This is a genomic window from Mycolicibacterium madagascariense (genome assembly GCF_010729665.1).
In the GTDB taxonomy this organism is placed as follows: Bacteria; Actinomycetota; Actinomycetes; order Mycobacteriales; family Mycobacteriaceae; genus Mycobacterium; species Mycobacterium madagascariense.
The window spans coordinates 3,898,906-3,910,644 of the sequence record NZ_AP022610.1; the positions used below are offsets into that span (position 1 = coordinate 3,898,906).

At 70.3% G+C, this 11,739-nt stretch carries 8 protein-coding genes; all 8 read right to left on the bottom strand.

The features are described 5' to 3' along the window. Positions 1–4: 4 nt before the first annotated feature. The 8 genes from rplU to G6N60_RS18430 all read right to left on the bottom strand — a co-directional run bounded on the left by rplU (position 5) and on the right by G6N60_RS18430 (position 11,730). A complete protein-coding gene (rplU, locus tag G6N60_RS18395) occupies positions 5–316 on the bottom strand; it encodes a 50S ribosomal protein L21 (RefSeq protein ID WP_163739942.1) in 312 nt (103 codons plus the stop codon). Between the two features lie 159 nt (positions 317–475). Further along, entirely contained in the window at positions 476–3,148 is a 2,673-nt protein-coding gene (locus G6N60_RS18400; protein WP_163739943.1) for a ribonuclease E, read from the bottom strand. A gap of 304 nt (positions 3,149–3,452) precedes the next feature. Further along, complete coding sequence (gene ndk / locus G6N60_RS18405; RefSeq protein WP_163739945.1) at positions 3,453–3,863, bottom strand: nucleoside-diphosphate kinase; 411 nt, start codon at positions 3,861–3,863, stop codon at positions 3,453–3,455. 11 nt (positions 3,864–3,874) lie between these two features. Next, positions 3,875–4,282 carry a DUF4233 domain-containing protein gene (locus G6N60_RS18410; protein ID WP_163739946.1) on the bottom strand — a complete coding sequence of 136 codons (408 nt, stop codon included), beginning with the start codon at positions 4,280–4,282 and terminating at the stop codon, positions 3,875–3,877. Then, on the bottom strand, positions 4,279–5,697 hold the full coding sequence (gene folC / locus G6N60_RS18415; RefSeq protein WP_163739948.1) for a bifunctional tetrahydrofolate synthase/dihydrofolate synthase: 1,419 nt from the start codon (positions 5,695–5,697) through the stop codon (positions 4,279–4,281). The genes G6N60_RS18410 and folC overlap by 4 nt, the downstream gene beginning before the upstream one ends. Continuing rightward, positions 5,694–8,360 (bottom strand): valine--tRNA ligase, encoded by a 2,667-nt coding sequence (locus G6N60_RS18420; RefSeq protein WP_163739951.1) that lies wholly within the window; start codon positions 8,358–8,360, stop codon positions 5,694–5,696. The genes folC and G6N60_RS18420 overlap by 4 nt, the downstream gene beginning before the upstream one ends. 95 nt (positions 8,361–8,455) lie before the next feature. Continuing rightward, positions 8,456–9,709, bottom strand: coding sequence for a saccharopine dehydrogenase family protein (locus G6N60_RS18425; RefSeq protein ID WP_163739953.1), 1,254 nt, complete (start codon positions 9,707–9,709; stop codon positions 8,456–8,458). Positions 9,710–9,729: 20 nt separating this feature from the next. Beyond that, positions 9,730–11,730 (bottom strand): S9 family peptidase, encoded by a 2,001-nt coding sequence (locus G6N60_RS18430; protein ID WP_163739955.1) that lies wholly within the window; start codon positions 11,728–11,730, stop codon positions 9,730–9,732. Positions 11,731–11,739: the final 9 nt, after the last annotated feature.

The window sequence follows — 11,739 nt, forward strand, 5'->3', positions numbered from 1 at the left end:
CTACTTAGGAAATGCCCGTGACCTTGACGACCGTCAGCTTCTGACGGTGGCCCTGGCGCTTGTGGTATCCGGTCTTGTTCTTGAACTTGTGGATGCGGATCTTCGGGCCCTTGGTGTGCTCGAGGACCTCGGCGGTCACCGCGACCTTCTCCAGATCGTTCGCAGCGGTGGTGACGTTCGCACCGTCGACGACCAGCGCGACCGGAAGCGACACCGAGTCACCGGCCTCGAGCTCCAGCTTCTCGACCTTGACTATGTCTCCGACCGCGACCTTGTACTGCTTGCCGCCGGTCTTGACGATTGCGTAAGTCGCCATCGTGTGCGTCTTCCTCTGCTTTGCTTGCGGGCGCGCACCACCCGAGGGTGGCGTGCGCGGGTCTGGGGTGCGGGGACAGCCGCCCCGCGTGTCACGGGCTCAGTCGTTACGAAAGCCTGCAAACAACTGTGCAAGGTTACGTGACCAGCGGGTAGAAGATCAAACTGGCGGACCCGCCGGACGTGCGGCGGCGCGCCGCCGGCGCGGGCGTCCCACCGCGGCGACCATCGGCTCGTCGTCCTCGTCCTCGTCCGAGTCGTCTTCGTCGTCGGAGTCCTCGTCCGAATCTTCCTCGTCGGAGTCCTCGTCCGAATCTTCGTCGTCCGAGTCGTCCTCGTCGTCGAGGTCGTCGTCGTCGATGACTTCGATGTCCTCGTCGTCATCGTCCGAGTCGTCGTCGTCCTCGTCCGAGTCGTCGTCGTCCTCGTCCGAATCGTCCTCGTCGTCGAGGTCGTCCTCGGCCAGCACCTCCTCGGCCGATTCGGCGGACGCCAGGTCCTCCGAACCCCCGACGACGGCGTCGTCGGCCGCGTCGGTGCCTTCGGCGTCCTCGGTGTCGTCGGCGTCCTCGTCGCGCCCGGTGGCCGCGGCCATCGCGCGGAACATCGGGTGCTCACCCGCCGCGTGCACGGGCACCTTGGCCACCTGAACCTCGTCCTCGGTGCGGCCACCCTTCTTGCCGCGCTTGCTGCGACGCCCCGTGCCGGGTTCGCTCCGGCGGCCCGCGGTGGAGTTGGAGTCCACCGGGTCACCGTGCAGCACCAGACCGCGGCCCGCGCAATGCGGACACGTGGTCGAGAAGGCCTCGATGAGACCCGTGCCGAGCTTCTTCCGGGTCAGCTGGACCAGTCCCAGCGACGTCACCTCGGAGACCTGGTGACGGGTGCGGTCCCGCGCGAGCGCCTCGGTCAGGCGGCGCAGGACCAGATCGCGGTTGGACTCCAGCACCATGTCGATGAAGTCGATGACGATTATGCCGCCGATGTCGCGCAACCGGAGTTGGCGCACGGTCTCCTCGGCGGCCTCCAGGTTGTTGCGGGTGACGGTCTGCTCGAGGTTGCCGCCGGAGCCGGTGAACTTGCCGGTGTTGACGTCGACGACCGTCATCGCCTCGGTGCGGTCGATGACCAGCGTGCCGCCCGAGGGCAGCCACACCTTGCGGTCCATCGCCTTGGTCAGCTGCTCGTCGATGCGGTGCACCGCGAACACGTCCGGTCCGTTCTTGGCAGCGGGCTCGTACTTCGTCATCCGCGGGAGGAGCTCCGGAGCCACCGACGTCACGTAGTCGTTGATGGTGTTCCACGCCTCGTCACCGGACACGATCAGGCCGCTGAAGTCCTCGTTGAACAGATCGCGGATGACCTTGACCAGCACGTCGGGCTCTTCGTAGAGCGGCACCGCGGCACCGGCGGCCTTGGCCGTGATCTCCGCGCCCTTGGCCTCGATCTGGTTCCACCGCTCCTGCAGCCGGGTGACGTCACTGCGGATGTCCTCTTCCTTCACGCCCTCCGACGCGGTGCGGATGATGACGCCCGCATCGTTCGGCACGACTTCGCGCAGGATCTCCTTCAGACGCTGCCGCTCGGTGTCGGGCAGCTTGCGGCTGATACCGGTCGAGGACGCGCCGGGCACGTAGACCAGGTACCGCCCGGCGAGGGACACCTGCGTGGTGAGCCGGGCCCCCTTGTGGCCGACGGGATCCTTGCTGACCTGGACGATGACGTAGTCGCCCGGCTTGAGCGCCTGCTCGATCTTGCGCTGCGCGCCGCCGAGGCCCGCCGCCTCCCAGTTCACCTCACCGGCGTAGAGCACGCCGTTGCGGCCGCGGCCGATGTCGACGAAGGCCGCCTCCATCGACGGCAGCACGTTCTGCACGATGCCGAGGTAGACGTTGCCGACGAGGGACGCCGACGACGCGCTGGTGACGAAGTGCTCGACGACGACGCCGTCTTCGAGGACGGCGATCTGGGTGTACCGGGAGCCCTCGTGCGGCGGCTCGGTGCGGATCCTGTCGCGCACGACCATGACGCGCTCGACGGCCTCGCGCCTGGCCAGGAACTCGGCCTCGCTCAGGATGGGCGGACGGCGTCGGCCCGCGTCGCGTCCGTCGCGGCGACGCTGGCGCTTGGCCTCCAGCCGCGTGGACCCGGCGATGCCCTGGATCTCGTTGTTCTCCTTGGCGGGCTTCTTCTCCCGCGGCTGACGCTCGTGGACGACCGTGTTGGGCGGGTCGTCGGGCGACGCCGCGTCGTCGCCGTCACCGTCGCCCCCACCGGTCTTGCGCCGCCTGCGCCGCCGGCGCCGACGGGTCGCGCCGTCACCGCCCGCACTCTCGTCGTCGGGCCCGTCCTCGTCGTCACCGTCGTCGTCCGAGCCGTCCTCGGACGTGGCCTGCTCGGAGTCGTCGCCGTCGCCGTCGCCCTCGTCGTCGGAGCTCTGCTCGCCGCGTCCACGTCCGCGACCCCGGCGGCCCCGGCGGCGGCGGCGGTTGGCCGGCCGATCGCCCTGGTCGTCGTCGGCGTCCGAATCGTCCTCGTCGTCGTCCTCGTCGTCGTCGGCGTCCTCGACGTCCTCCACCACGCGGGGCGCGACGAAGGCGACCGGCTGGGGCGCGACGAACAGCGGCATGTAGGCCGCCGGCGCCGTGGTGGGCGGCAGCGGTTCCGGCACGGGCGGCGGCTCCGGTTCGACCTCCAGTGCCTGTGCCGACTCGGCGACGGGCACCGCGAACACGTCGGCGACGTAGTCCTGGCTCAGCGGCGCTGGCAGGCCCTCGTCGCGCCGAGGCGCTTCCGGAAGGTCGAATGGGGCGGCAAAATCATCGTCGGCCACGTACTCTCCTCAAGCCCCCGGGCGCGTCGTGATGACGCGGCCACGCGAGGGCTTCCGCTATGGACCCGTGGAACTCTTCCCGGGCTTGTCATGGTCTCGCTCCGAGCGGCTCGTGCAGAACCCTCGGTGCCTGGCTGAATGACGACTGGAACTCCGCGCCGCACTCGGAAACGTCCTAGAGGGTCGCGCTCGTCCAAGTCTTCATCCGGGCGTCCTGCGACGTTATGAAGCAGGTCACCCTCGGCCAGTATCCCACATCGCGCCGAGGAATCCGACGAGGTGCCATCGGCCGTACCTCGGGCAGCTAACTGCCGGGGAACCAGAGCTCGATTTCGCGGGCCGCCGAATCGGGCGAATCGGACCCGTGCACCAGGTTGTCCTGGGTGACGAGGGCCAGGTCACCGCGGATCGTGCCGGGTGCGGCCTTCTCCACGGGATCGGTCCCACCGGCGATCTGCCGGAACGCCGCAACGGCCCGCGGACCCTCGACGACGGCCGCGACCACGGGGCCCGAGGTGATGAACTCCAGCAGCGACGGGAAGAAGGGCTTGCCCTCGTGCTCGGCGTAGTGCTTGCGGGCCAGCTCCTCGGTGACGTTCTTCAGCTCGAGGGCAGCGATCGTCAGACCCTTGCGTTCGATCCTGCCGAGAATCTCGCCGACGAGGAGGCGCTGCACGCCGTCGGGCTTGACCAAAACCAGCGTCCGCTCAATCACGGGGACGGAGCCTACCCGTCGGTAGGCGGTGGCTGCTGACCGGGCAGCAGGCCGCGGTCCTGACGCCGCTTGACCTCGGCCCGCAGGTACGCGATCAGCAACCAGACCGCCGCGAAGACCACGCCGATGAAGCCGACGGCCGGGTGGATCACGACGCCCGCGATCAGCACCACCTGCACGGCGAGGTCCACCTTGAGCGCCCACGGCCTGCCCTGCACGCCCGCCAGCAGGACGAGGACGCCGGCGATCCCGACGAGGAAGCCGCCGCTGGTCCACGTCAGGCCATCGCGCGCGAACGACACCACCGGCAGCGCGAGGAGCACCACGATGGCCTCCAGGACGAGCGTGCCCGCCATGACGCCGCGGAAGCTCTTCCACGGGTCCGGCGGGGCGGGTGTCTGCTCGACGGGCTCGGTCATGCCGGATCACGTCCGAACAGGGTGCGGGCCGCGCCCGCGGTCACGACCGACCCGGTGATGACCACGCCGGTGCCCGAGAACGCGCCCGGGGCGTCCGCGTCGTTGCCGCCGTCCTCGGCGAGGGCGATCGCCGTCTCGATGGCGTCGGGCAGCGTCTGCGCGATGATCACCCGGTCCTGGCCGAAGTGCTCCTCGGCCCGGATCGCCAGGCTCTCCACGTCGAGGGCGCGCGGGGATCCGTTGTGGGTCACCACCAGTTGGTCGAAGGCGGGCTCCAGCGCCGCGAGGATGCCGTCGACGTCCTTGTCCCCCATCACCGACACGACGCCGACGAGGTGGCGGAAGTCGAACTCCGCGGCGAGCGCGTCGGCGAGCGCGGCAGCTCCCGCCGGGTTGTGGGCCGCGTCGACGAATACCGTTGGGGCACTGCGCATCCGCTCCAATCGACCGGGGCTGGTGGCCGCCGCGAAGCCCTCCCGCACCGCGTCGACGTCGAGCTGGCGGTCGGCCCCGGCGCCGAAGAAGGCCTCGACCGCGGCGAGCGCGATGAGCGCATTGTGGGCCTGATGCTCGCCGTGCAGGGGCAGGAACACCTCGGGGTAGACGCCGCCGAGCCCCTGCAGTTCCAGGAGCTGTCCGCCGACGGCCACCTGGCGGCGCAGCACGGCGAATTCCGAGCCCTCGCGGGCCACGGCGGCGTCGGCGCGAACCGCTTGCGCGAGAATGACTTCCATCGCCTCGGGCTGCTGCTGACCAATGATGACGACGGTGTCGGTGCCCGGCCCCTCGGCGTCGCGCTGGACGATGATGCCCGCCTTCTCGCCCGCGATCTCGGCGAGCGTGTCGCCGAGGTACTCGGTGTGGTCGATGCCGATCGGCGTGATGACCGCGACGGGAGCGTCGACGACGTTCGTGGCGTCCCACCGGCCGCCCATGCCGACCTCGATCACGGCCACGTCCACCGGCGCGTCGGCGAAGGCCGCGAACGCCATCGCTGTGACGACCTCGAACTTGCTCATCCGCGGACCGCCGGCCGCCTCGGACTGCTCGTCGACCAGCTCGACGAACGGCTCGATCTCGCGGTAGGTCTCGACGTAGCGCGCCGGTGTGATCGGCTCGTTGTCGATGGCGATGCGCTCGACCGCGGACTGCAGGTGCGGGCTGGTCGCGCGGCCCGTGCGCCGGTGCAGGGCGGTCAGCAGCGCGTCGATGATGCGCGTCACCGACGTCTTTCCGTTCGTGCCCGCGACGTGGATGCTCGGGTAGGCCCGCTGCGGCGACCCGAGCAGCTCCATGAGAGCGACGATGCGCGCGGTGCTCGGCTCGAGCTTGGTCTCCGGCCACCGCTGGTCCAGCAGATGCTCGACCTGCAGCAGCGAGGCGATCTCGTCGGGCGTTGGCTCCGGGTTGCTCATGACAGGCTGGCGAGGCGCGCCGTGATGCGCTCCACCTCTTCCCCGGCGACCTGCTGGCGGCCCCGAATCTTGGCGACGACGGCGTCGGGCGCCTTGGCGAGGAACTCGGCATTGCCGAGCTTGCCCGCGGTCTGCGCCAGTTCCTTCTGCGCGGCGGCCAGATCCTTCTCGAGTCGCCTGCGCTCGGCCGCGACGTCGACCGTGCCCGAGGTGTCGAGCTCGACCAGCACCGTGCCGCGCGAGAGCCGCACCTCGACCGCGGCCGACGGGGTGAAGCGGTCGGCCGGTGCGGTCAGCCAGGCCAGCGAGGTGACGGCCGCGACCTGGCTGCTCAGATCGGCCTCGGCGACGCCGACCAACCGCGCGGGCACCCGCTGCCTGTCGTTGAGGCCCTGGTCACTGCGGAACCGGCGGACCTCGGTGACGAGCTTCTGCATGTCGGCGATGCGCTCGCCGGCGAGGCCGTCGAAGGTCAGTTGCGACGGCTGCGGCCAGTCCGCGATCACCAGGGACTCGCGGCCGGTCAGTGCCTTCCACAGCGTCTCGGTGACGAAGGGCATGACCGGGTGCAACAGGGTGAGCAGGGTGTCGAGCACGGCCGCCAGGACCGCGTTGGTCGGCCCGTCGGGCCGGTCGGCGAGCTGTACCTTGGCTAACTCCAGGTACCAGTCGCAGAACTCGTCCCACGCGAAGTGGTAGAGCGACTCGCACGCTTTGCTGAACTCGTAGGCCTCGAACGCCGAATCGACTTCGGCGCGAACGTCTTCCATCCTGCCGAGGATCCACCGGTCGGCGTCGGTCAGCTCCTGCGCCGCGGGCAGCGGTGCCGGGGCCGCCCCGTTCATGAGCGCGAACCGGGTGGCGTTGAACAGCTTGGTGGCGAAGTTGCGCGACGCGCGGGCGTGGTCCTCGCCGATCGACATGTCGCCGCCGGGGTTGGCGCCGCGGGCGAGGGTGAAGCGCAGCGCGTCCGCCCCGAAGGCCTCGACCCAGTCCAGCGGATCGATGCCGTTGCCCTTGGACTTGCTCATCTTTCGGCCGAACTCGTCACGGATCAGGCCGTGCAGGAAGACGTTCTCGAACGGCACCTGCGGGCCCCGGGTGCCACCGGCGGTGATCGCGTCGTCGTCGCCGACGAAGGTGCCGAACATCATCATCCTGGCCACCCAGAAGAAGATGATGTCGTATCCGGTGACGAGAACGCTGGTGGGATAGAACTTCTCGAGGTCGGGCGTGCGGTCGGGCCACCCCATCGTCGAGAACGGCCACAGCGCCGAGGAGAACCACGTGTCCAGCACGTCGGGGTCCTGTTCCCAACCCTGCGGCGGGGTCTCGTCGGGTCCGACGCAGACCTTCTCGCCGTTCGGGCCGTGCCAGATCGGAATCCGATGGCCCCACCACAGCTGGCGCGAGATGCACCAGTCGTGCATGTCGTCCACCCAGCCGAACCAGCGCGGCTCCAGACTCTTGGGGTGAATCACGGTGTCGCCGTTGCGAACTGCGTCACCGGCCGCCTTGGCCAGCGAGTCGACCTTCACCCACCACTGCAGCGACAGCCGGGGTTCGATGGGCTCGCCACTGCGCTCGGAGTGCCCGACGCTGTGCAGGTAGGGCCGCTTCTCCTCGACGATGCGACCCTCGGCGGCCAGCGCCTCCCGCACCGCGACCCGCGCCTCGAAGCGATCCATGCCGTCGAACCGGGTGCCGGTGCCCGCGATCCGGCCGCGGGTGTCCATGATCGACGGCATCGGCAGGTCGTGCCGCAGGCCGATCTCGAAGTCGTTCGGATCGTGCGCGGGCGTGACCTTGACTGCGCCCGTTCCGAATTCGGGGTCGACGTGGGCGTCGGCGACCACCACGATCTCGGTGTCCAGGAACGGGTGGGGCAGCTTCTGCCCGACGAGGTGGCGGTAGCGTTCGTCGTCGGGATGCACGGCGATCGCGGTGTCGCCGAGCATCGTCTCGACGCGGGTCGTGGCCACCACGAGGTGCGGTTGCGCGTCGTCCATCGAGCCGTAGCGGAAGGACACCAGCTCGCCCTCGACGTCCTCGTACTTCACCTCGAGGTCCGAGATCGCCGTCTGCAGCACCGGGGACCAGTTGACCAGCCGCTCGGCCTGATAGATCAGCCCGGCGTCGTAGAGCCGCTTGAAGATGGTCCGCACGGCGCGCGACAGCCCGTCGTCCATGGTGAAGCGGTCGCGGCTCCAGTCGACACCGTCACCGAGACGGCGCATCTGCCCGCCGATGGTGCCACCGGACTCGCGCTTCCAGTCCCACACCTTGTCGACGAACAGCTCGCGACCGAAGTCCTCCTTGGTCTTGCCGTCGGCGGCGAGCTGCTTCTCCACGACGCTCTGGGTGGCGATGCCCGCGTGGTCCATGCCGGGCAGCCACAGCACCTCGTATCCCTGCATGCGCTTGCGGCGGGTCAGCGCGTCCATCAGCGTGTGGTCGAGCGCATGGCCCATGTGCAGGCTGCCGGTCACGTTGGGCGGCGGAAGCACGATCGAGTACGGGGGCTTGTCGCTGGTGGCGTCGGCGGTGAAGTAGCCCGCGTCGACCCAGCCCTGGTACAGCTCGGTCTCTACCGCAGCCGGATCCCACGACGTGGGCAGCGACTGCGCCCCTGGGCTTTCTGCGGATTTCGGGCTGGCGGTCACCTGAACAGTCTAGGAACCACCCAACGAGCAGTCACGAAAGGCCCTCGATCGGGGCATTTCAGGGCCGTTTGCGTCTGGTCGCCGGGGGGTGCAGATTAGAGCCGCTCGGTCTGCAACGTCACGCCCGAGTGCGGGAAGCGCGCCAGCAGCGCGTCGCCCATGGCGGCCGCGGGCGTCAGCACCCCGCGCAGATCCGAGAGCTCGTCGCGGTCGAAGGCCAGCGCGAGCGCGCACTCCCCGAGCAGGACCGACGTCGCCTTGTAGCCGGGGTCGCCCTGTTGGGACATCGTCGCGCGGTAGCGGGCGCCGGTCGACGTCGTCGTGTAGGTCTCCACGCGGTAATGGCCGTTCTCGCGGGCCTTCTCGCTGGGACCGCTGCCCGACTTCGGCAGCACCCGGTCCAGCAGCGGGCGTGGCAGCTTGTCGAAGTACCGAGTGCCCAGGCCCAGCATGGCGGCGTTCACCGCGGTGTCCAGCGCGGCGGCGACCGGAGCGACGAACGAGGAGCCCATGCTCATCTGCTCCGAGTACCGGAACCGCCGGCCGTAGCTCCAGTCCAGCAGCGCGTTGCTGCGCCGCACGGTGCGGGTATTGGGCGCGGCCATCGGGAAGGCGCCCGTCCACACTCCGTTCAGCTCGGGCGCGATGTCGCGTCCCCGCCGCCACGGCGTGTCGGACTGGTGGCCGAGCTCGGGTTCGGCGCCGCGGTCGGTGCTCAGCGTGTAGGGGTCCTCGAGCTGACGCCGCACCTCGGGATCGGTCGAGGCGCTGTTCATGAGTTCGAGCATCGAGGCGATGGTGCCGCCCGAGACCCCGCCCGCGAAGCTGCGGACGACGAAGTCGGTGTCGGTGAGCTCGCCCGCGTCGTCGGCGGACACTCGCCGATGGAGCGCGTACACCGTGAGATCCGAAGGCACGGAATCGAATCCGCACGAATGCACGATGCGGGCGCCGTTGTCGGCGGCCTCCTTGTGGTACAGGTCGATGCTCTCGCGGATGAAGGGTGTCTCACCGGTGAGGTCGGCGTAGTCGGTGCCCGCCGCCGCACACGCCGACACCAGCGGCAGACCGTGCTTGAGGTAGGGGCCGACGGTGGTGACGACGACGCGGGTGCGCGCGGCCAGGTCGTTGAGCGTCGACGGCTTCGAGGAGTCGGCCTCGATCAGCGGCCAGGACTGCGCCGCGGCGCCCAGCGACTCGCGCACGGCCAGCAGCTTCTGCGACGAGCGGCCCGCCAGCGCGATGCGCGCCTGCCCGCCCGCCGTCGCGAGGTACTGGGCGGTCAGCTTGCCGACGAAACCCGTCGCTCCGTAGAGCACGACGTCGAATTCACGATCAGGTGCGGTCATGGGTCCAAGTTACCGGGGCGTCACCCCAGCGTTTCGGGAAGTGGGGCCTCCTCGCCGAGCAGGTGGCGACCCAGGAATGCCAGGACCACCTGATACCAGATCTTGGCGTGCTGAGGCGCGAGCACCCAGTGACCCTCGGTCGGGAAGTACAGGAACTGGTGCGGGCTGCTGCCGTCGTCGGCGGCGGGCAGGCCCGATGCGGTGAGCAACTCGAACCACAGCCGCAGGCCGTCGCCGATCGGCACGCGATAGTCCTTGTCGCCGTGGATGACCAGGGTCGGCGTGGTGATCTTCGCGACGTGCCGATGCGGCGAGTTCGCCTCCGCCATCTGCGTCGTCATCTCCCGCGCCCACCAGTACGCACCGTCGGTGGTCGGACCGAACTGATCCAGCGCCCACAGGCTGGCGTGCGTGACGATCGCATCGAAGCGGTCGGTGTGGCCGGCGATCCAGTTGGCCATGTATCCGCCGAACGACCCGCCCATCGCCGCGGTCCGCGTCTCGTCCACCCGCGGATGCTCGCACGCGGCGTCGGTGGCCGCCAGCAGATCGGTGTAGGGCGCGAATCCCCAAGCGCCCCAGCCGCGTTGGATGAAGTCCTGGCCGTAGCCCGTCGAGAGCGCCGGGTCGGGCAGCAGCACGGCGTAGCCCCGCGCGGCGAGCAGCCACGGGTTCCAGCGCCAGTGCCAGGTGTTCCAACTGCCCAGCGGACCGCCGTGGATCCACAGCACCAGGGGTGCGGGAGCGTCCCCCTCGGGCAGCACCAGCCAGGACCGGACGGGGACGCCGTCGGCGGCGGTGGCGGTCACCTCGGTGACGTCGCCGGGCAGTTCGACCGGTTCGGCGCACGGCAGCACCGTGACGGCGCCGTCGCGGTCGATGCGCACGGGATGCGGCGCGGCGCGATACGAGCTCCGCACGGCGAAGACCACGCCGTCGGTCGCCGGCCGGACGTCGGTGTAGCCGAAGTCGTCGTGAGTGAGTCGCCGCACCGACGACGTCGCCGGGTCGACGTGGAAGATCGGACGGCGCCCGGCGTCGTCGGCGGTGACGAGCAGCCCGGAGCCGTCCCGAGCCCACGCGAGCTCGGCGGGCCAGCGGTCCCAGTCGCCGGCGATCTCGGTGACGGTCTCGCCGAAGACCATGTGGCACAGCGTGATTCGTGGCGCCTGCTCTGGGGTGGAGTGGGTTTCGCGGACGAAGGCGACGGCCGTGCCGTCGGGTGAGATGGCCGGCGCGCCGAGGTCGGCCCCCGGGTCGTCGGCGATCGTGGTCCGCTCGCCGGTGGCCACGTCGATGCGCACCAGAGTCTGGCGCAGGGAGGCGCCGGGCGCCGGTACCGACCACGACGCGACGACGAAGGTGCCGTCCGCGCTGACGTCGACGGCCGCCTCGCGCAGACCCTGGCCGGGCTGGGGCACGAGGTCGCGGACCCCGTCCACGTCGAACAGGTGCGGCTGCGCGGGTCCGATGTCGTGATCCCAGTGCCGCACGGGATAACCCGTGTGCAGGATGGCCGTCACCTTGGCGTCCCGGCGGACGGCGCGCAGCCTCCTGTCGTCGTCGGCGTCGCGGGCCGACGGCAACCGCGCCGCGGTGACCAGCGTGACGTCGGCGTCGCGGGCGGTGTGCACGGCGTCGATCCCGCCGGGCAGGTCGAGGACGGCCTGCGCCTCGCCGCCGTCGGCGGGCAGCCGCCACAGCGATGCGGTCGGCTCGTCGTCGCCGTCGGCGCCGGGGGTCTCGCGGGTGGCGAGGAACAGGAGGTCCCCGCGCGAGGTGAACACCGGTGACGACTCACCCTTCACGCCGCGGGTGAGACGCCGGGCCGGCCGTTGCCCCGTCACGTCGAGCTCCCACACCGCCGTCACGAAACCCGTGCGCTTGGCGTCGAGCTCGCCGATCGTCGTGACCGCGCGGGACCCGTCGGGTGAGACGGCCAGGCCCGACACCCTGGGCAGGTCGAGGAAGGCGTCGAGGTCGGCGAACGGGCTCTCGGGCAGCGGGGAATGGGCCGTCATACCCCCTGG

Excerpts from the sequence above, each read along its gene's own strand:
- rplU (WP_163739942.1), bottom strand. The coding sequence starts at position 316 with ATGGCGACTTACGCAATCGTCAAGACCGGCGGCAAGCAGTACAAGGTC.
- G6N60_RS18410 (WP_163739946.1), bottom strand. The coding sequence starts at position 4,282 with ATGACCGAGCCCGTCGAGCAGACACCCGCCCCGCCGGACCCGTGGAAG.
- folC (WP_163739948.1), bottom strand. The coding sequence starts at position 5,697 with ATGAGCAACCCGGAGCCAACGCCCGACGAGATCGCCTCGCTGCTGCAG.
- G6N60_RS18425 (WP_163739953.1), bottom strand. The coding sequence starts at position 9,709 with ATGACCGCACCTGATCGTGAATTCGACGTCGTGCTCTACGGAGCGACG.
- G6N60_RS18430 (WP_163739955.1), bottom strand. The coding sequence starts at position 11,730 with ATGACGGCCCATTCCCCGCTGCCCGAGAGCCCGTTCGCCGACCTCGAC.